At 71.8% G+C, this 21,943-nt stretch carries 22 protein-coding genes and 1 riboswitch; of the genes, 11 read left to right on the forward strand and 11 right to left on the reverse strand.

Annotation, left to right across the window (positions count from 1 at the left end):
* Positions 1–19: 19 nt before the first annotated feature.
* Positions 20–283 carry a hypothetical protein gene (locus ACFVUH_RS05025; RefSeq protein WP_387911249.1) on the reverse strand — a complete coding sequence of 88 codons (264 nt, stop codon included), beginning with the start codon at positions 281–283 and terminating at the stop codon, positions 20–22.
* Between the two features lie 202 nt (positions 284–485).
* Here ACFVUH_RS05025 and ACFVUH_RS05030 point away from each other — a divergent pair, with 202 nt between their 5' ends.
* Positions 486–1,307, forward strand: a complete 822-nt coding sequence (locus ACFVUH_RS05030) for a rhomboid family intramembrane serine protease (protein WP_387911250.1) — start codon at positions 486–488, stop codon at positions 1,305–1,307.
* A complete protein-coding gene (locus ACFVUH_RS05035) occupies positions 1,304–1,585 on the forward strand; it encodes an Lrp/AsnC ligand binding domain-containing protein (RefSeq protein ID WP_355361788.1) in 282 nt (93 codons plus the stop codon). The genes ACFVUH_RS05030 and ACFVUH_RS05035 overlap by 4 nt, the downstream gene beginning before the upstream one ends.
* A gap of 16 nt (positions 1,586–1,601) precedes the next feature.
* Here the strand turns inward: ACFVUH_RS05035 and ACFVUH_RS05040 are convergent, their stop codons facing one another.
* The 3 genes from ACFVUH_RS05040 to ACFVUH_RS05050 all read right to left on the reverse strand — a co-directional run bounded on the left by ACFVUH_RS05040 (position 1,602) and on the right by ACFVUH_RS05050 (position 4,909).
* Entirely contained in the window at positions 1,602–2,966 is a 1,365-nt protein-coding gene (locus tag ACFVUH_RS05040; RefSeq protein WP_387911251.1) for an aminotransferase class V-fold PLP-dependent enzyme, read from the reverse strand.
* Positions 2,967–3,017: 51 nt separating this feature from the next.
* Positions 3,018–3,135: riboswitch (SAM riboswitch) on the reverse strand.
* A gap of 107 nt (positions 3,136–3,242) precedes the next feature.
* Positions 3,243–4,319 (reverse strand): anthranilate phosphoribosyltransferase, encoded by a 1,077-nt coding sequence (gene trpD / locus ACFVUH_RS05045; RefSeq protein WP_355361792.1) that lies wholly within the window; start codon positions 4,317–4,319, stop codon positions 3,243–3,245.
* Between the two features lie 164 nt (positions 4,320–4,483).
* Entirely contained in the window at positions 4,484–4,909 is a 426-nt protein-coding gene (locus ACFVUH_RS05050) for a hypothetical protein (protein ID WP_355361793.1), read from the reverse strand.
* A gap of 393 nt (positions 4,910–5,302) precedes the next feature.
* On the opposite strand from ACFVUH_RS05050, the gene ACFVUH_RS05055 reads away from it, so the two are divergent.
* From ACFVUH_RS05055 to ACFVUH_RS05075, 5 genes are all read left to right on the forward strand, one after another.
* A complete protein-coding gene (locus tag ACFVUH_RS05055) occupies positions 5,303–5,923 on the forward strand; it encodes a heme-copper oxidase subunit III (RefSeq protein WP_355361795.1) in 621 nt (206 codons plus the stop codon).
* Between the two features lie 187 nt (positions 5,924–6,110).
* Complete coding sequence (locus ACFVUH_RS05060) at positions 6,111–6,920, forward strand: c-type cytochrome (protein ID WP_355361797.1); 810 nt, start codon at positions 6,111–6,113, stop codon at positions 6,918–6,920.
* The gene (locus ACFVUH_RS05065) at positions 6,917–7,987 is read left to right on the forward strand and encodes a Rieske 2Fe-2S domain-containing protein (RefSeq protein WP_380687300.1); all 1,071 of its coding nucleotides are present in this window, start codon (positions 6,917–6,919) and stop codon (positions 7,985–7,987) included. The genes ACFVUH_RS05060 and ACFVUH_RS05065 overlap by 4 nt, the downstream gene beginning before the upstream one ends.
* On the forward strand, positions 7,984–9,642 hold the full coding sequence (locus ACFVUH_RS05070; RefSeq protein WP_355361801.1) for a ubiquinol-cytochrome c reductase cytochrome b subunit: 1,659 nt from the start codon (positions 7,984–7,986) through the stop codon (positions 9,640–9,642). The genes ACFVUH_RS05065 and ACFVUH_RS05070 overlap by 4 nt, the downstream gene beginning before the upstream one ends.
* 130 nt (positions 9,643–9,772) lie before the next feature.
* On the forward strand, positions 9,773–10,156 hold the full coding sequence (locus tag ACFVUH_RS05075; protein WP_355361803.1) for a GntR family transcriptional regulator: 384 nt from the start codon (positions 9,773–9,775) through the stop codon (positions 10,154–10,156).
* A gap of 9 nt (positions 10,157–10,165) precedes the next feature.
* Here the strand turns inward: ACFVUH_RS05075 and ACFVUH_RS05080 are convergent, their stop codons facing one another.
* The 4 genes from ACFVUH_RS05080 to coxB all read right to left on the reverse strand — a co-directional run bounded on the left by ACFVUH_RS05080 (position 10,166) and on the right by coxB (position 14,642).
* The gene (locus ACFVUH_RS05080; protein WP_387911255.1) at positions 10,166–11,428 is read right to left on the reverse strand and encodes an Ig-like domain-containing protein; all 1,263 of its coding nucleotides are present in this window, start codon (positions 11,426–11,428) and stop codon (positions 10,166–10,168) included.
* 171 nt (positions 11,429–11,599) lie between these two features.
* Complete coding sequence (locus ACFVUH_RS05085) at positions 11,600–12,016, reverse strand: cytochrome c oxidase subunit 4 (protein WP_350549522.1); 417 nt, start codon at positions 12,014–12,016, stop codon at positions 11,600–11,602.
* Positions 12,016–13,791 (reverse strand): cytochrome c oxidase subunit I, encoded by a 1,776-nt coding sequence (ctaD, locus tag ACFVUH_RS05090; RefSeq protein WP_380687175.1) that lies wholly within the window; start codon positions 13,789–13,791, stop codon positions 12,016–12,018. The genes ACFVUH_RS05085 and ctaD overlap by 1 nt, the downstream gene beginning before the upstream one ends.
* Positions 13,788–14,642 carry a cytochrome c oxidase subunit II gene (gene coxB, locus ACFVUH_RS05095; protein ID WP_355361807.1) on the reverse strand — a complete coding sequence of 285 codons (855 nt, stop codon included), beginning with the start codon at positions 14,640–14,642 and terminating at the stop codon, positions 13,788–13,790. Before coxB ends, ctaD begins: the two co-directional genes overlap by 4 nt.
* A 335-nt stretch (positions 14,643–14,977) precedes the next feature.
* Here coxB and ACFVUH_RS05100 point away from each other — a divergent pair, with 335 nt between their 5' ends.
* Positions 14,978–16,558: a cysteine desulfurase/sulfurtransferase TusA family protein gene (locus ACFVUH_RS05100; RefSeq protein ID WP_387911256.1), complete on the forward strand. Its 1,581-nt coding sequence runs from the start codon at positions 14,978–14,980 to the stop codon at positions 16,556–16,558.
* Here the strand turns inward: ACFVUH_RS05100 and ACFVUH_RS05105 are convergent.
* A complete protein-coding gene (locus ACFVUH_RS05105; protein WP_355361811.1) occupies positions 16,551–17,528 on the reverse strand; it encodes a carbohydrate kinase family protein in 978 nt (325 codons plus the stop codon). The genes ACFVUH_RS05100 and ACFVUH_RS05105 overlap by 8 nt on opposite strands.
* Before the next feature lie 275 nt (positions 17,529–17,803).
* Between ACFVUH_RS05105 and ACFVUH_RS05110 the strand changes: the two genes are divergently transcribed.
* Both ACFVUH_RS05110 and ACFVUH_RS05115 read left to right on the forward strand, forming a co-directional pair.
* The gene (locus ACFVUH_RS05110) at positions 17,804–18,022 is read left to right on the forward strand and encodes a hypothetical protein (protein WP_355361813.1); all 219 of its coding nucleotides are present in this window, start codon (positions 17,804–17,806) and stop codon (positions 18,020–18,022) included.
* Positions 18,023–18,137: 115 nt separating this feature from the next.
* Positions 18,138–18,836 (forward strand): hypothetical protein, encoded by a 699-nt coding sequence (locus tag ACFVUH_RS05115; RefSeq protein ID WP_355361815.1) that lies wholly within the window; start codon positions 18,138–18,140, stop codon positions 18,834–18,836.
* Between the two features lie 114 nt (positions 18,837–18,950).
* Here the strand turns inward: ACFVUH_RS05115 and erpA are convergent, their stop codons facing one another.
* A complete protein-coding gene (gene erpA / locus ACFVUH_RS05120) occupies positions 18,951–19,304 on the reverse strand; it encodes an iron-sulfur cluster insertion protein ErpA (RefSeq protein WP_355361817.1) in 354 nt (117 codons plus the stop codon).
* A 242-nt stretch (positions 19,305–19,546) separates the two neighbouring features.
* Here erpA and ACFVUH_RS05125 point away from each other — a divergent pair, with 242 nt between their 5' ends.
* The gene (locus ACFVUH_RS05125; protein ID WP_387911259.1) at positions 19,547–20,416 is read left to right on the forward strand and encodes a GNAT family N-acetyltransferase; all 870 of its coding nucleotides are present in this window, start codon (positions 19,547–19,549) and stop codon (positions 20,414–20,416) included.
* 86 nt (positions 20,417–20,502) lie between these two features.
* On the opposite strand, the gene ACFVUH_RS05130 is transcribed toward ACFVUH_RS05125, so the two are convergent.
* Positions 20,503–21,870, reverse strand: coding sequence for a pyridoxal-dependent decarboxylase (locus ACFVUH_RS05130; protein ID WP_355361821.1), 1,368 nt, complete (start codon positions 21,868–21,870; stop codon positions 20,503–20,505).
* Positions 21,871–21,943: the final 73 nt, after the last annotated feature.

Here is a 21,943-nt window from a genome sequence, read left to right on the forward strand (position 1 = left end):
CGCCGCACGGATCAGGCGGTCAGGCCTGCTCGGAGCCCTCGGCGCCGTCGGCCGCGCCCGGGCGGGCGACCAGTTCGACCTGGTCCACCGCGTTGCACCAGCGGCAGCGCACCGACTCGACGGTCTCGCTGAGCACCTGGGTCTCCTCGACCTTCGACTCGCCGGCCAGGTCGAAGTGGAGGAACTCGGTCACCCGGGCGGTCCGGGTCACGTCGAAGCGGGTCAGGTTGCCGCAGAGCGTGCAGCGCCAGCGCGTCTCGGCGGTCAGGGCGGGGACGGTCATCGGGGGTCCTCTCGGGTGGTCCCTGGGTGGGCTCAGGCGCTCCCCCCGGAGCCCCGGCGTCGGCGGCGGGAGGCGGGATTGCCCGCCCCAAGCCTATTGCCTGGGGCAACCTTCACGGCCACCGGCCGACCGGCCCGCACCGGGTAGCCCACCTGCCGTAACCGCACGGTGGGCGCCGCGTGCCGGAGGGATGCTGGGGCCCATGGCCCTCCCGGTCCTCCCCGACCGCACCGGCGCGCGCCTCGGCCGTCCGGCCGCCGCCGCACCGGCCGTCTGCTACGCGCTGATCGCGCTCAACACCGCGGTCTTCCTGCTCGGACCGGCCGCCGGGCTCAACCCGCTCTACGGCCACGGCCGGGCCCGGGTCTGCGCGGAGCAGCGCTACGAGCAACGCTGGGGGGCCGTCCCCGCCGAACTGCTGACCGGTCGCCCGCTGACCGCCGGCCAGCTCGCCGAGGCCCCCGACCCGGTGCCCGGCTGCCCGGCCGCACCCACCCCGGGCAAGCACCCGGCGCTCTCCGTGCTCAGCGCGCTCTTCCTGCACGGCGGCTGGCTGCACCTGCTGGGCAACCTGCTCTTCCTGCACGTCTTCGGCCCCACCGTGGAGCGGCGGCTGGGGCGCCCCCGGTTCCTCCTCTTCTATCTGGCGTCCGGGGCGCTGACCACCTACGGCTTCGCGCTGGCCGAGGCGCACTCGCCGGACGCGACCCGGGTGCTGATCGGCGCCTCCGGGGCGATCTCCGCCGTGCTCGGCGCCTACCTGCGCTTCCACCCGCGGGCCCGGGTCACCACGCTCGTCCCGCTGCTGCTCTTCCTGCCGCTGCGCTTCCCGGCCTGGCTGGTGCTCGGGCTCTGGTTCGCCCTGCAGTGGTGGTCGGTGCACGCCGCCGGGCCCGGCGTGGCGTACCTGGTGCACGTGATCGGCTTCGCGGCCGGGTTCCTCTACGCCTGCACCCTGACCGGGCGCCGGCCCCGGACCGCCCGATACGCTGGCGGCACCTCACAAAGGAGTACGCCACCGTGATCACCGCCATCGTCCTGATCAAGACCAGCGTCGACCGCATCCCGGAGATCGCCGAGGCGATCGCCGCCATCGAGGGCGTCAGCGAGGTCTACTCGGTGACCGGCGGCTACGACCTGGTCGCGATGGTGCGGGTGGGCCGGCACGACGACCTCGCCGAGGTGATTCCCGGCCGGCTCAACAAGGTCCCGGGTGTCGCCCACACCGAGACCCAGATCGCCTTCCGCACCTACTCCCAGCACGACCTGGAAGCGGCCTTCTCGATCGGTCTGGACGAGTAGCGCCGTCGGCGGGGCCTCAGCCCTCCCGGCGGGTGTCCGCGACGCAGCGGCCGCCCTCGTTGCGGTAGGTCCAGGCCGCGCCGTCCGTGACCAGCTCGCGGACGGCGGTCAGGAACCGGTCCACGTGCTCGTCCGGGGTACCCGCACCGAAGCTCACCCGGATGGCGTTCAGGCTGCGCTCGCCGGGCAGCGAGGGCTCCGGCGCGCCGCACTCCGAGGGCGCGGCCTCCTCGTCGCCGAGCAGCGTGCGGACCAGCGGGTGGGCGCAGAACAGGCCGTCGCGCACCCCGATGCCGTACTCGGCGGACAGTGCGGCCGAGAAGTGCGAGCTGTTCCAGCCCCGGACGACGAAGGAGAGCACGCCCACCCGGTCCGAGTCCGCGCCGAACAGGTTCAGCACCCGGACCTCGGGGATCTCGGCCAGCCCGGCCTTCAGCCGCGCGACCAGCGCCCGCTCACGGGCCTCCAGCGCGTCGAAGCCGGCCTCGGTGAGCGCCCGGCAGGCCGAGGCGATGGCGTAGGCGCCGATGACGTTGGGCGAGCCGGCCTCGTGCCGGGCCGGGCCGGTGTGCCACTGCACGGCCACCGAGCCGTCGGCCTCCCGGGCCACCGTGCGGGTGGCGCCGCCGCCGGCCAGGTACGGGTCGGCCGCGTCCAGCCAGTCGGCCCGGCCGGCCAGCACCCCGGCGCCGAACGGCGCGTACAGCTTGTGGCCGGAGAAGGCGATCCAGTCGACGTCCAGCTCGCGCACCGAGACCCGGTGGTGCGGGGCCAGCTGCGCGGCGTCCAGCACCACCCGGGCACCGTGCCGGTGGGCGGTGCGGGTCAGCTCGGCGACCGGCCAGAGCTCGCCGGTGACGTTGGAGGCGCCGGTGACGCAGAGCAGCTTCGGGCCCTCGGGCGAGGCGGCCAGCGCGGCGTCGAAGGCCTCGACCGCCTCGGCGTGCGAGCGGGGGGCGCGCAGGTAGGTGACGGCCAGACCGGCGTGCGCCCAGGGCAGCAGCGAGGCGTGGTGCTCGGTCTCGAAGGCGAACACCTGCGTCCCCGCCGGGACGGCGCCGGCCAGCAGGTTGAGCGAGTCGGTGGTGGCGCGGGTGAAGACCACCTGGTCGCCCTCGCGCAGGTCGAGGAACTCGGTGACGGTGCGGCGGCTCTGCTCGAACAGGTCGGTGGAGAGCTGCGACAGGTAGCCGGCGCCGCGGTGCACGCTGCCGTAGTACGGGGCGTAGGCGGCGACGTCGTCCCAGACCCGCTGGAGCGCCGGGGAGCTGGCCGCGTAGTCGAGCGCCGCGTAGCCGACCCTGTCGCCGTTGGCCAGCGGGACCTGCACGTCGTGGCCGAGCACGGCGAGGGGGGTGCAGAGAGAGGTGTGGACAGACATGAGGATGCACTCCTGTACGGGTCAGGGACCCCGGGAGTGTTGTCGGTCCGGCGTCCGCGCTTGCCACGCGGACGATGCGCCACGCGACCCGGTCCTCACCCAGGGCACCCCGCCACGGACGGAGGGTTGCCGGACAGCCAGCTGGGGCTTGACGCTGTCGCTCATGACCTGGCGAAGACTCTAGGTCGCGTCCGTCCCGCGGTCAAACAGGAGTCCGCATCCCGGACAGCCGGAAGGCCCGGGGGGATGCTGCTCCCCCGGGCCCCGATTCCCGCGTCACGGCCGGGCGGTGGCCTCCGACCAGTGCTTCAGCAGATCGCCCGCCGCGCCGGAGTCGATGGCCGCCGCGGTGCGCCGCATGGCCGTCCCGAGCTGCTCGGCGAGCGGCGCGTCGGTCAGCTCCAGCGCCACCAGCGCGGCCGCCGAGTTCAGCAGCACCGCGTCGCGCACCGGCCCGTGCTCCCCGGCCAGCAGCCGGCGCGCGACCTCCGCGTTGTACGACGGGTCCCCGCCGCGCAACGCCTCGATGCCGACCGGCTCGATGCCGACCTCGCGCGGGTCGAAGGTGGTCTCGGTGACGGCGCCGTCCCGGACGATCCAGACCCGCGAGGTGGTGGTGATGGTGAGTTCGTCCAGCCCGTCGTCGCCCCGGAAGACCAGCGCGGCGGCGCCGCGCTGCGCCAGCACCCCGGCGATCAGCCCGGCGAGGCGGGTGTCGAAGCAGCCGATGGCGTGCGAGGTCACCCGGGCCGGGTTGGTGAGCGGGCCGAGGATGTTGAAGGCGGTCGGCACCCCGAGCTCGCTGCGGGCCGGACCGGCGTACCGCATCGACGGGTGGAAGGTGGCCGCGAAGCAGAAGGTGAGCCCGACCTCCTCGGCGATCTCGGCGACCCGGCGCGGGCGCAGGTTCAGGCTGATGCCCAGCTTCTCCAGCACGTCCGAGGAGCCGCTCGCCGAGGAGGCGGCCCGGTTGCCGTGCTTGACCACCTTGGCGCCGGCCGCCGCGGCGACGATCGCCGACATGGTGGAGATGTTGACGGTCTTGGCCCGGTCGCCGCCGGTGCCGACGATGTCCACCGCCGGACCGGGGATGGACAGCGGCTCGGCGTGCGAGTACATCGAGTCCACCAGACCGGAGATCTCGTCGACCGTCTCGCCCTTGGCCCGCAGCGCCACCATGAAGCCGGCGATCTGCACCGGGGAGGCCTCCCCGCTCATGATCCGGTCCATCGCCCACGCGGTGGCCGCGCGGTCGAGGTCCTCCCCCCTCAGCAGCGCCGACAGGATGTCGGGCCAGGTGCGGACCACCTGCGCGGGCTCGCTACCGCCGTTCGCAGGGTGCGCGTTCACCATGGCTGACTCCAGCTCTCGCTCCCCGCGGACGGGGAAGGACGTAGGGACGGAGTCAGCCTATCGAGCGGCGGGTGCCGGGGCTCCGCCGTTCGCCCTTCTTCTCTTGTACTGAGACGCGAGGTGAGACGGCCACCCCGGACGGCCGCCCCGGACGGCCGGGCCGCCTACCGCGAGGCGGGCGCCCGCTTGGCCACCCGCGCCCGCAGCAGGGTGGCGACGGCCTCGGCCAGCGCCACCGGGTCTACCGGCTGGGAGATCGCCGCGTCGGCCCGGCTCCAGGCGGCCAGCCAGGAGTCCTGCGGCCGGCCGATCAGCACCAGCAGCGGCGGGCAGCCGTAGATCTCGTCCTTCAGCTGCCGGGCGAGCCCGAGCCCGCCGGCCGGCACCGCCTCGCCGTCCAGGACGCAGAGGTCGACACCGCCCTTCTCCAGCGCCTTGAGCACCGCGGGAGTGGTCGCGCACTCCAGGTGGTCCAGCTCCGGCAGGTCCTCCGCGGGCCGCCGGCCGAGAGCGGTCAGCACCTGCTCGCGGGTGGTGCGGTCGTGGCTGTAGACGAGAACGGTCAGCGTCTCGTCGGTCGTGTACGCCATGGGCCTGCTCCCTCACGTGTGATCCGGACCACGTTCGCCTCTCCCCGGATGCTACTCCCGATCACCCGCCGCCGAGCCCTTCCCGCGAGATCCTCCCCGAACCGCCGCCGCCCGCCACTGGTCCGGGCGGAGCACGGCGCGTCACCCCCGCCCGCAAGGACCACCCGTACGGCGGACGAGTGGTCTCTCCCCTTACTACCGATGGCCCCGCAGGACCGCCGCGACACGCCGCCAGGGCCCCCGGAAGGGCCTTCGAGGAACCGTCAGAAAAGGGACACGCCGCTGCTCAGCACGGGTGGGTGCGGTCCGCGGGGTGCCAGGGGGGCATACCGCACGCACCGGACACTCCGAGGGAGACCCCCCGGCGTGAAGACGGAATAAGGGACCGACATAATGTCCGTCGTGGCGACAGCAACAGCAGTAGAAACCGGGCACGCGCACGGATCGGTCAACCGGCCGAACATGGTCAGCGTCGGAACGATCGTCTGGCTCAGTTCCGAGTTGATGTTCTTCGCGGCCCTCTTCGCGATGTACTTCACGCTCCGCTCCGTCAAGGGGCCGGAGTTCTGGACCGAGAAGGCGCACGCCCTCAACGTGCCCTTCTCCTCGGTCAACACCACGATCCTGGTGCTCTCCTCGCTCACCTGCCAGCTCGGCGTCTTCGCTGCCGAGCGCGGTGACGTGAAGAAGCTCCGCTCGTGGTTCACCCTGACCTTCGTGATGGGCGCGATCTTCATCGGCGGCCAGATCTTCGAGTACACCGAGCTGGTCAAGAAGGACGGCCTCTCGCTGTCCTCCGACCCGTACGGCACGGTGTTCTACCTGACCACCGGCTTCCACGGTCTGCACGTGACGGGTGGTCTGATCGCCTTCCTGCTGGTCCTGGGACGGACGTACGCAGCCAAGCGCTTCACTCACGAGCAGGCCACCGCCGCGATCGTGGTGTCGTACTACTGGCACTTCGTCGACGTCGTGTGGATCGGCCTGTTCGCGACCATCTACCTGATCAAGTAACCAGCTGATCAGGTCGCTGGCCACCGGCCTCGGGTCCCGCCCTCACCGGCGACGGCCCGATTTCGCCGGTGCCGACGCTCCCACCGACCGACCGCGCGCGCAGCCCTAGACAGGCAGCCTCGTGCCGGCCAGACCGGCCGCCGGGTGCACCCACCAGTCGACCAGATCCTGACACCGGGGTTATTCCGTGAAAAAGCTCTCCGCACGACGGCGCCACCCACTGGCGGCGCTGGTCGTCCTACTTCTCGCCCTGGCGGCAACCGGGGGGCTGTACGCCGCGTTCGCGCCCGCCGACAAGGCGCAGGCCGACGTCGCCGCGCAGTCGCTCGCGATCGACGAGGGCAAGAAGCTCTTCGCCGTGGGCTGCTCCTCCTGCCACGGCCTGAACGGCCAGGGTTCCAGTGACGGTCCGAGCCTCGTCGGCGTCGGCTCCGCCGCGGTGGACTTCCAGGTGGGCACCGGCCGCATGCCGGCCCAGCAGCCCGGCGCCCAGGTGCCGCGCAAGCCGAACATCTACTCGCAGGCGGAGATCGACCAGCTCGCCGCCTTCGTCGCCTCGCTCGGCCCCGGTCCGGTGACGCCGACCGAGGAGCAGTACACCTCGACCAACCCCGAGGATCTGTCCAAGGGTGGCGAGCTGTTCCGCACCAACTGCGCCCAGTGCCACAACTTCTCCGGCCAGGGCGGTGCCCTGACCCAGGGCAAGTACGCCCCGTCGCTGGAGGGCGTGGACGCCAAGCACATCTACGAGGCCATGCAGACCGGCCCGCAGAACATGCCGTCGTTCCCGGACAGCACCATGCCCGAGGAGCAGAAGAAGCAGATCGTGGCCTTCGTCCGCCACACCACCAACGATGAGCCCAACCCCGGCGGTCTCACGCTCGGCAGCCTCGGTCCGGTGACCGAGGGTCTGTTCGGCTGGATCTTCGGTCTCGGCGCGCTCATCCTGGTCGCGATCTGGGTCGCCGCCCACACCACCAAGGCCAAGAAGTCATGAGCCACGACATGTCAGAAGAGAACCTGCCGGAGTCGCACGGCTCCGCCGGGCACCACGAGGTGGCTGCCCACGGCGATCCGTTCGCCGACCCCGGTCTGCCGGCCCACGAGCCGCGCCGCACCGACATCGACGAGCGGGCCGCCAAGCGGGCCGAGCGTCAGGTGTCGCTGATGTTCGTCCTCTCGATGCTCGCCACCATCGGCTTCATCGCCTCGTACGTGGCCATCGACCCGGACAAGATCGTCTACATCTGGCCGCTGGGCCATGTCAGCGCGCTGAACTTCGCGCTCGGCATGACCCTGGGCGCGGCGCTGTTCCTCATCGGCGCGGGCGCGGTCCACTGGGCCCGCACCCTGATGTCGGACCACGAGATCCCGGCCGAGCGTCACCCGATCGAGGCCGACGACGAGGTCCGCGCGGACGTCATCGAGCAGTTCAAGACCGGTGCCGCGGAGTCCGGCTTCGGCCGCCGCAAGATGATCCGCAACACCCTCATCGGTTCGATGGCGCTGGTCCCGCTCTCCGGCGTGGTCCTGCTCCGCGACCTGGGCCCGCTGCCCGAGGACAAGCTGCAGCACACCGGCTGGGACGAGGCCACCGACGCCAAGCCGCTCCAGCTGATCAACATGAACACCAACCTGCCGATGAAGGCCGAGGACATCGTTCAGGGGTCGCTGACCTTCGCGATGCCCGAAGGCCTGACCACGCACTCCGAGGACTTCCAGGTTCGCATCGCGAAGGACGCCCTCATGCTGGTGCGCATCGCGCCGGAGGACATCAAGGACGAGAAGTCCAAGGAGAAGGGCTTCGAGGGCATCCTCGCCTACTCCAAGATCTGCACCCACGTCGGCTGCCCGATCAGCCTGTACGAGCAGCAGACCCACCACGCGCTCTGCCCCTGCCACCAGTCGACCTTCGACCTGGCGGACGGCGCGCGCGTCATCTTCGGCCCGGCCGGCCACCCCCTGCCGCAGCTGAAGATCACCACTGACGAGAAGGGCTTCCTGGTCGCCCACGGCGACTTCGACGAAGCCGTCGGCCCGAGCTTCTGGGAGCGTGCTCGATGAGCAGTGCGAGCAGCACCACCTCCGGCGCCGCCAAGCCCGCCAGCACGCGCGCCAAGCCCGCGAACAAGTGGGAACAGGCCGCGGACTGGACGGACGGCCGGCTGGGGATCTACTCCCTCGCCAAGGCCAACCTGCGGAAGATCTTCCCGGACCACTGGTCCTTCATGCTGGGCGAGATCTGCCTCTACACCTTCGTCATCATCATCCTGACCGGCGTCTACCTGACGCTGTTCTTCAAGCCCTCGATGGGCGAGGTCATCTACGACGGCTCGTACGTGCCGCTCAAGGGCCTCCCGATGTCCGAGGCCTACGCCTCGACCGTCGACATCAGCTTCGAGGTGCGCGGCGGCCTGCTGGTCCGCCAGATCCACCACTGGGCCGCCCTGGTCTTCGTCGCGGCGATGCTCGTGCACATGCTGCGCGTCTTCTTCACGGGCGCGTTCCGCAAGCCGCGCGAGATCAACTGGGTCTTCGGCTTCCTGCTGCTGGTCCTCGGCATGTTCGACGGCTTCTTCGGCTACTCGCTGCCCGACGACCTGCTCTCGGGCACCGGTATCCGGTTCATGGAAGGCGCGATCCTCGCGGTCCCGCTGGTCGGCACCTACATCCAGATGTTCCTGTTCGGGGGCGAGTTCCCCGGCACCGACATCGTGCCGCGGTTCTTCACCATCCACGTGCTGCTGATCCCGGGCATCATGCTCGGCCTGCTGGTGGCGCACCTGATCCTGGTCTTCTACCACAAGCACACCCAGTGGGCGGGCCCGGGCAAGACCGAGAAGAACGTCGTCGGCATGCCGCTGATGCCGGTCTACATGGCCAAGGCCGGTGGCTTCTTCTTCCTGGTGTTCGGCCTGATCGCCGCCATCTCGGCGCTCGCCACGATCAACCCGATCTGGTCGGTCGGCCCGTACCGTCCGGACCAGGTGTCCACGGACGCCCAGCCCGACTGGTACATGGGCTTCTCCGAGGGCCTGATCCGTGTCATGCCGGGCTGGGAGATCGGCCTCTGGGGCCACACCCTGAACCTGGGTGTCATGGTCCCGCTGGCGATCTTCCCGCTGGTGCTGGTCTCGATCGCGCTCTACCCCTTCATCGAGGGCTGGATCACCGGCGACAAGCGCGAGCACCACATCCTGGACCGTCCGCGCAACGCCCCGGTCCGCACCGCCCTGGGTGCCGCCTGGATCAGCCTCTACCTGCTCCTCCTGGTGGCCGGTGGCAACGACCTGTTCGCCACCCACCTGCACCTGTCGATCAACTCGGTCACCTACTTCGTCCGCGTCGGCTTCTTCGTCGTCCCGGTCGTGACCTTCATTGTCACCAAGCGCTGGTGCCTCGGCCTCCAGCGCCGCGACAAGGAGAAGGTGCTGCACGGCCGCGAGACCGGCGTCATCAAGCGCCTGCCGCACGGCGAGTTCATCGAGGTGCACGCCCAGCTGCCACAGCAGGACCTGCACAAGCTCACCGCGCACGAGCAGGTGCAGCCGTACGAGCTGCCGGCCGGGACCGACGAGAACGGCGTGGCCCGCAAGGCCGGCGTCGTCAGCCGGACCCGGGCGAAGCTCGCCCGCGGCTTCTACGGCGAGGGCAGCCAGATCCCCAAGCCGACCGCCGAGGAGCACCACGAGATCACCAGCGGCCACGGCCACCACTGATCCCGTACGCGTCGCCGCGTCGCACCCGAGGGCCGCTGACCAGAGTTCTGGTCGGCGGCCCTCGGGCTTTGCCGTACCCGCGTCCCCCGCACCCGTGTCCCCCGTCCGCAGCGAACGTCAGGAGTCCACCGTGCAGCTGTCCGTCGACCCCGCCTCCGCCACTCCCCCGTACGAGCAGATCCGCGCCCGGATCGCCGAGCAGGCCCGCAGCGGCGAGCTGGCCACCGGGCTGCGGCTGCCCACCGTCCGCGCGCTGGCCGAGCAGCTCGGGCTGGCCGCCGGGACGGTCGCCCGCGCCTACCGGGAGCTGGAGGCCGACGGGGTGGTGGAGACGCACGGCCGGCGCGGCACCCTGATCGCCGCGGTCGGCGACTCGGCGCACCGGCTGGCCGCCGCGGCCGCCGCCGAGTACGCCGAGCGGGTCCGGCGGCTCGGGCTGCCGCTGGCGGACGCCCTGGGCGCCGTGGACGGCGCGCTGCGGGTGGCGTACGGGGACGACGCCGCGGCGGGCTGAGCGGGCCGCTCAGAGCTGCGGGGCGATCATCCCGGTGGCGGGCGCCCGGGTGACCGGGGCGGTGGTGCTGACGGGTCCGCCGAAGGCGCTGTGCTTGACCCAGTCGGTCCAGGCGATGTTCCAGTCGCCGAAGCCGTTGCCGAACGGCTCCATGGACTTGCCCGCGCTGTTCACCACCGTCACCAGGTCCCCCACCCTGGTGTTCTGGTAGAACCAGTGGGCGTTCTCGGTGCTCATCCCGGTACAGCCGTGGCTGACGTTGTCCACCCCCTGGGAGCCCACCGACCAGGGCGCGGCGTGCACGTACTCGCCGCTCCAGGTGACCCGGGTGGCCCACTCGACGTCGAGGTCGTAGGACTCCTGGCTGCCGGCCGCTATGCCGATGGTCTCGCCGCTCATCCGGACCTTGCGCTCCTGGCCGAGCACCACCTTGACGCCGTTGCGGGTGTCGAAGCCGGGCTTGCCGGTGGTGACCGGAATCGTCCGCACCGGCCGGCCGTCCCGCTTGAGGGTCAGTTCGTGCGCCGCGGCGTCGACCACGGTCTCGACCCGCTCGCCGATCCGCAGCGCCAGGGCGGCACGGTCGCCGCCGTACAGGCCGTCGGAGATCCGGCTGCCGGTGGCCTCGAAGGCCAGGCTGACGGTGGTGCCGGTCGGCCAGTACTCCTCGGGGCGGAAGTGCAGGTTCTTGTCGTCCACCCAGTACCAGCCGCCGGTGACGGCGGGCTGCGAGGTCACCGTCAGCGCGCGCTCCACCTCCTGGCGGGCCTGCGGGTCCTTGACGGCCTCGGAGAGCTGGACGGTGAGCGGCTGGCCCACGCCGTAGACGCCGCTGCCGGAGGAGTCCGGGCCGAGCTTGGCGGTCAGCAGGTGCTGGGCGGCCAGGGTGGAGAAGCCGGCGGTGGTCTCGCCGCGGCCACCGCGGCCGTCGTCGGCGGCGATCCGCACGCTGTAGGAGGTGCCGGCCTTGAGCCGGCCGGTGGTCTGCCAGCTGCGCTGGTCGTCCGAGAGCCGCCCGGCGACCGTCCGCCCGTCCGGGCCGACCACGGTGACGTCGGTCAGCCGGCTGCCCGCCTCGGCGGTCACCGTGACCGGCTGGGAGGGGTCCGCCCGGTCGGTGGCGGACAGGTGCACCAGCGCGGCGGCGTCGACCTTGCGGACCGCCTCGGCGACGTCCTCGCCGCCGCCGGCGGTGCAGCCCGCCAGCGGGACCAGCACGGCGAGGGCCAGGGTGATGCCACCGAGACCCGCGACTGCGCGTCTGTCGGCCATGACCGCCTCCCGGGGTTTCGCACGATTGGTCAGATCGTAGGAACCGCCTCCGGCGGAGCGACATCCGAACGGGGCGCCGTTGGGCCGGCAGGGTGAGGCCGTCACTCCGGGGACGCAACAGGGCCGGGCATCCCGTGCGGGATGCCCGGCCCTGTGCGAGGGAGCCAGTGCCTACTGGTTCTGGTTCTCGCCCCGGTAGAACTCGAAGACCCAGCCGAACAGGCCGATCAGGATGATCGGGAGCGACCAGAACATCAGCCACCAGCCGAAGATCACACCGAGGAAGGCGAGCGCGCCGCCGATCGCGAGCGAGAGCGGCTGCCAGCTGTGCGGGGCGAAGAAGCCCAGCTCGCCGGAGTCGTCCGCGACCTCGGCCTCGGGGTTGTCACCCGCGCCGCTGTCCACCCGGCGGGCGGTGAAGGCGAGGTAGTAGCCGATGAAGGCGCACAGACCGAAGGCGAGGAACAGCGCGGTGGTGCCGGCCGCCTCGATGCCGTGGTCGGAGCTGTTGGTCCACAGGCCGTAGGTGATCGCCATGGCCAGCACGAAGACCGACAGGCCCAGGAAGATCTTGCCCTGTTCCTTCATCAGACGTCACCCTCCTTCTTGCCCTTGCCCAGCTGCGGCGCGTCGTACTTCGCCGGGGTCACACCGGCGAGGTGCTTGGCCGGCTCGCCGTGGTTCTCCAGGTAGTCCAGCGCGGCGATCTCCGGGTAGTGGAGGTCGAAGGCCGGGGATTCGGAGCGGATCCGGGGCAGGGTGAGGAAGTTGTGCCGCGGCGGCGGGCAGGAGGTCGCCCACTCCAGCGAGCGGCCGTAGCCCCACGGGTCGTCGACCTCGATCTTCTCGCCGTACTTGGCGGTCTTCCAGACGTTGTAGAGGAACGGCAGGATCGACAGACCGAGCAGGAACGAGCCGATGGTCGAGACGGTGTTCAGGGTGGTGAACCCGTCGGCGGCCAGGTAGTCGGCGTAGCGGCGGGGCATGCCCTCCGCGCCGAGCCAGTGCTGCACCAGGAAGGTGGTGTGGAAGCCGAAGAACAGCGTCCAGAAGGTGATCTTGCCGAGGCGCTCGTCCAGCATCTTGCCGGTCATCTTCGGCCACCAGAAGTGGAAGCCGGCGAACATCGCGAAGACGACGGTGCCGAAGACCACGTAGTGGAAGTGGGCGACGACGAAGTACGAGTCCGAGACGTGGAAGTCGATCGGCGGGGAGGCCAGCAGCACACCGGTCAGACCACCGAAGAGGAAGGTGACCAGGAAGCCGACGGTCCACAGCATCGGGGTCTCGAAGCTGAGCGAGCCCTTCCACATGGTGCCGACCCAGTTGAAGAACTTCACACCGGTCGGGACGGCGATGAGGAACGTCATGAAGGAGAAGAACGGCAGCAGCACCTGGCCGGTGACGTACATGTGGTGGGCCCACACCGTCACCGACAGACCGGCGATCGCGATGGTGGCCGCGATCAGGCCGGAGTAGCCGAACATCGGCTTGCGGCTGAAGACCGGGATGATCTCCGACACGATGCCGAAGAACGGCAGCGCGATGATGTACACCTCGGGATGGCCGAAGAACCAGAACAGGTGCTGCCAGAGCAGCGCACCACCGTTGGCCGGATCGAAGACGTGTGCCCCGAACTTGCGGTCCGCCTCCAGGGCGAACAGCGCGGCGGCCAGCACCGGGAAGGCCAGCAGGATCAGCACCGCGGTCAGCAGGACGTTCCAGGTGAAGATCGACATCCGGAACATCGTCAGGCCGGGGGCCCGCATGCAGATGATCGTGGTGATGAAGTTGACCGCACCGAGGATGGTGCCGAAGCCGGAGAAGGCCAGACCCATGATCCACATGTCGGCGCCGATGCCCGGCGAGCGGACCGCGTCCGACAGCGGCGCGTAGGCGAACCAGCCGAAGTCGGCGGCACCCTGCGGGGTGAGGAAGCCGGCGACGGCGATCAGCGAGCCGAACAGGTACAGCCAGTAGGCGAACATGTTCAGACGCGGGAACGCGACGTCCGGCGCGCCGATCTGCAGCGGCATGATCCAGTTCGCGAAACCGGCGAACAGCGGCGTCGCGAACATCAGCAGCATGACCGTGCCGTGCATCGTGAACGCCTGGTTGAACTGCTCGTTCGACAGGATCTGGGTCCCGGGACGAGCCAGCTCGGCACGCATGACCAGCGCGAGGATGCCGCCGATCAGGAAGAAGGCGAACGACGTCCCCAGGTACAGGGTGCCGATCGTCTTGTGGTCAGTGGTGGTGAGCCACTTGATGATGGTGGAACCCGGCTTCCGGGTCCGCTGCGCCCCGACCGTGACGGCCCCGGCGCCCCCGCCGGCCGCGGCGGGCTCGTTGAGGATGGTCACTTCTCTTCACTTCCCATGGTCGTGATGCCGGAGGGCACCGCGCCGGTCTGACCCTTGGCCCGCAGGTCCTTCAGGTGCTGGTCGTACTCGGCACGGTCGACGACCTTCACGTTGAACAGCATGCGCGAGTGGTCGACGCCGCAGAGCTCGGCGCACTTGCCCATGTACTCACCCTTGACGGTCGGGGTGACCTCGAACTTGTTGACCACGCCCGGCACGACGTCCATCTTCATCATGAAGTTGATGGGCCAGAAGTCGTGGATCACGTCACGAGAGGTGAGGCGGAACTGCACCGTCTCGTCGACCGGCAGGTACAGCGTCGGCGGCTGGCCGGGGGTACCCACCTCGTACGCGGCCTGCTCGTTGGCCGGGTCCGGGTTCTCGGTGTTCTCGTAGTTGAACGCCCAGCTCCACTGGAAACCCACCACGTTGACGGTGTGCTGCGGCTTCTCGGAGACGGCGGTCAGCTTCGACTCGTCGCGGGCGACGAAGTAGAAGAGGACCGACACGATGATGATCGGGACCGCGGTGTAGAGCGCCTCGATGGGCACGTTGTACCGGGTCTGCGGGGGGACCTGCACGCCGGTGCGGCTGCGCCGGTGGAAGATCACGCTCCAGATGATCAGACCCCACATCAGTACGCCGACCACCAGCGCCGCGATCCAGGAGCCCTGCCACATGTGGAGGACCATCGGCCCTTCCTTGGTGACGGGGCTCGGGAGGCCAAGCCTGGGGAGGTCGTTGGCCGAGCAGCCGGTGGCGGTCGCGATGACGAGGCCCAGTGCCAGCGCCTGAGGCAGCTTCCGCCGCATCGTGCGCCGCGGCGAGCGGTCGGAGCCGTTGGGACTCACGTAGCGCCTTCCCGAAGTCTCGCCCGCCTTCGCGTCGCCCCGGGGAGGTTTCCCCTCCTCGGCGACCCGTCCACGGGCACGGTTTGAATGCTTATGCGGGCCAAACCCTACTCCAGCCTTATGCGCTGCTGACGGGCAGGTCCCGGTAACGCGCCGCCCGAGCACCCGATCAGGCCCGGCAGGGGCTGCGCCGCAGGTCATCCTAGGCATTCGGGGTCCGTACGCCCGATCGGGGGATGACCTCGGACAACACGAGTGACGCCCCGTCGGACGCGGACGATACGGACATTCGGGGTGATCGACTGACGATCGGTGAGCCGCCGCCGGAGGCCGGAATGCACCCGGGAGTGTCGTTAAATGTGACCGTGTACTTCGATGTGGCCTCCACCGCACCGCTCCACCCCGTCGCCCGGCAGGCGCTGACCGCCGCCCTCGACGAGGGGTGGGCCGACCCGGCCCGGCTCTACCGCTCCGGGCGACAGGCCCGGATGCTGCTGGACGCGGCCCGGGAGACCGTGGCCGAGGTGCTCGGCTGCCGGGCCGACGAGATCTCCTTCACCGCCAGCGGCACCCAGGCCGTCCAGCTCGGCGTGCTGGGCGCACTGCACGGCAACCGGCGGCGCGGCCGGCACCTGGTGCACTCCGCCGTCGAGCACTCCAGCGTGCTGCACACCGCGGAGCGATGGGGGTCCCCCCGGCCGGAGGCTGGGGGACAGACGGCGGGCGGCGAGGTCACCGTGGTGCCGGTGGACCGGCAGGGCCGGGTCGACCCGGCGGAGTTCGCGGCCTCCCTGCGGCCGGACACCGCGCTCGCCGTGCTGCAGTCCGCCAACCACGAGGTGGGCACGGTGCAGCCGGTCGCCGAGACGGCCGCGCGCTGCGGGGAGGTGCCGCTGCTGGTGGACGCGGCGCAGAGCGCCGGGCGGGTGGACGTGCCGGCCGGCTGGTCGCTGCTGGCCGCCAGCGCGCACAAGTGGGGCGGCCCGGCCGGGGTCGGGGTGCTGGCGGTGCGCAAGGGCGTGCGGTACGCCTCGCCGCTGCCCGCCGACGAGCGCGAGGGCGGCCGGGTGCCGGGGTTCGTCAACGTGCCGGCGATCGTCGCGGCGGCGGCCTCGCTGCGCGCGGTGCGGGCCGAGGCGGAGCGGGAGAACGCCCGGCTGCACGAGCTGGTCGAGCGGATCCGGGCCCGGGTGCCGCGGCTGGTCCCCGAGGTCGAGGTGGTCGGCGACCCGGTGCGGCGGCTGCCGCACCTCGTCACCTTCTCCTGCCTGTACGTGGACGGCGAGGTGCTGCTGGGCGAGCTGGACCGGGCCGGGTTCGCCGTCTCCTCCGGTTCCTCGTGCACCTCCTCCACGCTGACCCCGAGCCATGTGCTGGCGGCGATGGGCGTGCTCACCGAGGGCAACGTCCGGGTCTCGCTGCCGTTCGGCGCCGCCGAGGCGGACGTCGAGCGGTTCCTGGCCGTCCTGCCGGAGGTGGTGGCGGGCGTCCGCGCGCCGCTGGGGCTGGACCTGGCACCGCCCTCGGCCGCCGGGGAGGTCCTCCCGCCCCGAGCCGAAGGGCGCGCCGGTGCCGAAGGCGAGGAGCGACAAGCGACCGACGAAGGAGGGAGTGCCGGAGCGAGGAGCGTCGGCACCGGGTCGGAGCGCCCGGAGGCGAGCGGGCGAATCACCGGGCGGCTGCTGGTGCTCGACGCGCTGGGCAAGCGGTGTCCGCTGCCGGTGATCGAGCTGGCGAACCGGATCAGCGAGGTGCCGGTGGGCGGGACGGTCGCGGTGCTGGCCGACGACGAGGCGGCCCGGCTGGACGTCCCCGCCTGGTGCGGGATGCGCGGCCAGGAGTACCTGGGCGAGGCCCCGGCCGCCGAGTACGGCGGCGACCGGGGGTCGGCCTATCTGGTGCGGCGGGTCAGTTGACCAGGTGCGCGCGGACCTCGGCGCCGGCCTCGTCGCCGTAGGCGGCGGTGAAGCGCTGCAGGAAGTCGTGCGGGCGCAGCTCGTACTCCTGGGTGCCGACGGTCTCGATCACCAGGGTGGCGAGCATGCAGCCGATCTGGGCGGAGCGCTCCAGCTCCAGGTCCCAGGAGAGGCCGGCCAGGAAGCCGGCGCGGAAGGCGTCACCGACACCGGTCGGGTCCACCTTGGCGGTCTCGGGGGCACAGCCGACCACCACCGGGGCCTCGCCCTTGCGGTCGATCCGGACGCCCTTGCTGCCCAGGGTGGTGATCCGGGTGCCGACCCGGGTGAGGATCTCCTCGGAGTCCCAGCCGGTCTTGGACTCGATCAGCGCGGCCTCGTACTCGTTGGTGAAGAGGTACGCGGCGCCGTCGACGATCTGGCGGATGTCGTGGCCGTCGAGGCGGGCCAGCTGCTGGGACGGGTCGGCGGCGAAGGCGTAGCCGCGGGTGCGGCACTCCTGGGTGTGGCGGACCATCGCCTGCGGGTCGTCGGCGCCGATCAGCACCAGGTCGAGGCCGCCGATGCGGTCGGCGATCGGCTTGAGCTCGATGTTGCGGGCCTCGGCCATGGCACCGGTGTAGAACGAGGCGATCTGGTTGTGGTCCTCGTCCGTGGTGCACATGAAGCGCGCGGTGTGGCGGGTCTCGGAGATGTGGACGGCGCGGCAGTCCACGTTGTTGCGCTCCAGCCAGCTGCGGTACTCCGCGAAGTCCGCGCCGGCCGCGCCGACCAGGACCGGGCGCAGGCCCAGGACGCCCATGCCGAAGGCGATGTTCGGCGCGACGCCGCCGCGGCGGATGTCCAGGGTGTCGACCAGGAAGGACAGCGACACGGTGTGCAGCTGCTCGGCGACCAGCTGGTCGGCGAACCGGCCGGGGAAGGTCATCAGATGGTCGGTCGCGATCGAGCCGGCGACGGCGATACGCACGAGGTCTCCTCAGGATGGCGGCAGGGCCACGGGACAGCGGGGTGGAACGGCGGTGCAACCCACCCACGGTACCCGGCGGGGGCGGGGCACCGGCAAGACAGCGGGTACCGGTCCCCCGTCCGCTGTCACTCGCCGTCCCCGAAGGTGTACTACCCCGCGGTAGCTCTGGTGGGCTCCGGTCCGACCGGCCTAGGGTCGGCAGGGAGGGGCCGTTTCGGCCCTGCCCAGGCCCGTGGCGACGCTGCCACGGCACCGGTGGATCGGAGTGATGGCCGATGATGCCCAGTCACCACCCGCTGCGGGTTCCGCCCGCCCTGCGCGGCGACGCGGACGGCGAGTCGCTGGACGCGCTGGTGGACTCCTCGCGCCGGCTGCGGCGGTTCTGGCCGCTGCTGGCGACCGGCCGGCAGGACAGCGCGCCGGCCGGCTCCGGCTTCCGGGTCCCCGCCGGGGCTCAGCGGCTGGTCGCGGGGATGCCCGAGTACGGACCCTGAGCCGGGGCGTCCGGTCCCGGGGAAGCGGGACGGGAACCGGAATCGCCCGGGGCACGTCACATCCGCGCGGTGCGGCCGGCACGGCGTACCGCTGAACCCTCGGGAGGATGTGCAGATGGATCTGGAGACCATGCCCCGGCGTTCCGGCCGGGTGCGCGCGACGGCACTGGCGGGCCTGGCGCTGGCGGCGGCCACCGTCCTGGCCGGATGCGGCGGCGCGGCGAAGGCGGGTTCGGGGGCGACGTCCGCCACCGCGGAGCCGGCGGCGGCGAGCGCGTCCGCCTCTCCCGGCCCGGCCACCGACGGCGCCGCGGCCACGCCGGCTCCGGTCACCACGCCGCCGTCCGACCCCTCGGCCACCGCCCCGGACCCGCGGCCGGCCAGCCCGGGCCCGGCGCTGACCCCGACCCCGGCGCCCACTCCCCCGGGTTCGGGCGGCAACGGCATCGCGGTGGGCGAACCGGCGCCGAACGGCTCCGGGACCGGCTCGCAGGTGCACCCCGCGATCACCTACCGGTCGGACGGCAACCGTCTGACGGTCTGGTTCTACGGCGGGGTCTGCCAGAGGTACGCGCTCAAGGCGGACGAGTCCAAGCCGGGCCGGGTGGACATCCGGGTGACCACGGCGGCGCCGGTGCCCGCCGGGCAGGACTGCATCGCGGTGGCCCAGCGGCAGACGGTGACGGCCGACCTGAAGGAGCCGCTGCGGGGCCGGACGGTGACCGATCTGGCGACCGGGCAGGAGGTGCCGCTGGAGGCGGACCCGAAGATCGGCCCCGACCCGGTGGTCCCGGACATCCCGGGCAACCCGTGACGGTGTGACCGGTGCGGTCGGCACAGCCGGTGTGACCGGAACGACCGGCACGGCCGGTGTCCGGACACGACGAAGGCGGCCCCGGGGATCCGGGGCCGCCTTCGCGTCAGGCCGTTAGCTGAACGAGTCGCCGCAGGCGCAGGAGCCGGTGGCGTTCGGGTTGTCGATCGTGAAGCCCTGCTTCTCGATGGTGTCCACGAAGTCCACCGTGGCGCCGCCCAGGTACGGGGCGCTCATGCGGTCGGTGACGACCTTGACGCCGTTGAAGTCCTTGACCACATCGCCGTCGAGCGAGCGCTCGTCGAAGAACAGCTGGTAACGCAGGCCGGAGCAGCCACCGGGCTGGACGGCGACCCGCAGCGCGAGGTCCTCCCGGCCTTCCTGCTCCAGCAGGGCCTTGACCTTGCCCGCGGCGGCATCGGTGAGGAGGATGCCACTTTCGACAGTGGTCTCGTCCTGGACGGTCATCTGCTTTCTCCCGGTCTTGACGACGGTCTGCCGCCAGTGCCAACCGACGGTCGCCCGGATTCATTTCCCGGACGGCGGTGTTTTCGGAGGATTCGTGGCGGCGTGATTCCGTGGGCCGGGCGTGCACCCGCTCCCCATACGCTCCCCATGCTCGCACACCGGCGGACCCCGGTCACCGCCCGATGGGGCCGATCCGGGTGAACGGGCCACGCGGCGGCGCCCGGACGGCCAGGATGGTGGGCATGATCCTGCGCCCGGTCCAGGACACCGCCGCCGACGCGGAGGTGGTCCAGTACGTCGCCCGTGCAGCGTTCGCCTCCCTCCCCGACGCCCCGCCCGCCACCGAGCCGCCCCGGCCGGCCGTCTACCAGCTGGCCCGGACGAGACACCTGGCGCGCACCGATCCGCAGGGCTGCTGGCTCGCCGAACTCGACGGCGAGCCGGTCGGCGCGGTGCTCTCGCTGCGCCGCGAGGGCGTCTGGGTGCTGGCGCTGCTGGTGGTGCTGCCCCGGGTCCAGGGCAAGGGGGTGGGCCGGCTGCTGCTGGAGCGGGCCCTCGCGTACGGGCGCGGCTGTCTGCGCGGGATGCTGTGCGCCTCGCCGTCGCCCGCCGCCGTGCGCCGCTACCGGCTGGCCGGCTTCACGCTGTACCCGGCGATGCGGCTGACCGGGCGGGTGGACCGGTCCGGGCTGGTCGATCCCGGGGACATCCCGGTGCACCCGGGGAACGCGACCCACCGGCATCTGCTGGACTCGGTGGACCGCCGGCTGCGCGGCTCCGCGCACGGCCCGGACCACGAGCTGCTGCTCGCCCACAGCGAGGAGCTGCTGATCGCGGACGCGCTGGCGGGCAGCGGCTACTGCTACCGCGACGGCGGCGAGGTGAAGCTGCTGGCGGCCACCTCCAAGCGCATCGCCACCCGGCTGCTGCGCGAGGCGCTGGCCCGGGTGCCGGAGGGGGCGGAGGCCCTGGTGGAGGCGCTGACCGCGGAGCAGGAGTGGGCCCTGGACGTCGGTCTCGAAGTGGGCCTGACGGTGGAGACCCGCGGCTTCGTGGGCCTGCGCGGAATGCGCCCGCCGACGCCGTACGTGCCGAACGGCGGGCTGCTGTAGGAGCTGCGGCCGGAACGGACGGACCCCCGCCGGGCCGGGGCCGGGCGGGGGTCCGTCCGTGCGCGCACGGGCGCGTCGGGTGTGCGTCACACCATGGTGTCGAGGATCTCCCTGACCATCTCCATGGTGGTGCCGGGGTGCAGGAAGGCGAAGCGGGCGACGGTCTCGCCGTCCCAGCCGGTGGGGGTGACGAAGCCGATCTGGTCCGCGAGCAGCTGCTGCGACCAGCGGTAGTAGTCGTCGTTGGTCCAGCCCGTGCGCTTGAAGCAGACCGCGGAGAGCTGCGGGTCGAACAGCAGCTCCAGGTGGTCGGTGTCGCGGATCAGCTGCGCGGTCTCCCGGGCGAGCGTGAGGCCGGCCTCGATGGCGTCGGTGTAGGCCTGGACGCCGTGCACGGCGAGCGAGAACCAGAGCGGCAGGCCGCGGGCGCGCCGGGTCAGGTGGTAGGCGTAGTCGGTGGGGTTCCACTCGTCGCCCTCGGTGTGCAGGACGTCCAGGTAGGAGGCGTCCTGGGTGTGCACGGCGCGGGCGAGCTGGGGGTTGCGGTAGACCAGCGCGGCGCAGTCGAACGGCGCGAAGAGCCACTTGTGCGGGTCGACGACGAAGGAGTCGGCGAGCTCGATGCCGTTGTAGCGCTCCCGGACGGAGGGGGCGAACAGGCCCGCGCCGCCGTAGGCGCCGTCCACGTGGAACCAGAGCCCGCGCTCGCGGGCGACCTCGCCCAGGCCCCGGAGGTCGTCGACGATGCCCTCGTTGGTGGTGCCGGCGGTGCCGACGACGCCGATCACCGTCTCCGGGTTCGGGTCGGCGGCCAGCGCGGCGCGCAGCGCCTCGCCGGTGAAGCGGCGGTTCACGGTCGGCACCTTGAACGCCTCGACGCCGATGATGTTGAAGGTGTTCTTGACCGAGGAGTGCACCTGGTCGGCGACGGCGATCCGCAGCCGGGCCTCCGGGCCGACGCCCAGGCGGCGGCGGGCGGTGTCGCGGGCGACCACCAGCGCGGAGAGGTTGCCGGCCGAGCCGCCGGAGACGAAGGTGCCGCCGGCCGACTCCGGCAGGCCCGCGCGGTCCGCTATCAGGCGGAGCACCTGGTTCTCGGCGGCGATCGCGCCCGCCGCCTCCAGCCAGGAGATGCCCTGGAGCGAGGCGCAGGAGACGACCATGTCGAAGAGCAGCGCGGCCTTGGTGGGGGCGCACGGGATGAAGGACAGGTAGCGCGGGCTGTCGGCGGAGATCACCGCGCGGGAGAGCTCGTGGTCGTAGAGCTTGAGCACGTCGGCCGGGTTGTTGCCGTCCTGGTTGAGCAGGCCGGACAGCTGGGTGCGCAGGTGCTCGCCGTCACCGGGGTGGTCGAGCGGGACGGGGTCGTACTGCAGCCGCTCGCGCATGTAGTCGAAAACCAGGTCGACCAGGTCGCTGTCGGGCCGGTGCATGCGGTCGGGGGCTGCGGACACGGGTGTCCCTCTCGGCTGTGGGGTGTCGGGGGTCCGGCGGCGCGGGGGTTGGCACCGCACGGCCGGACATGAT

The organism is Kitasatospora sp. NPDC058032 (genome assembly GCF_042885845.1).
Taxonomy (GTDB): Bacteria; Actinomycetota; Actinomycetes; order Streptomycetales; family Streptomycetaceae; genus Kitasatospora.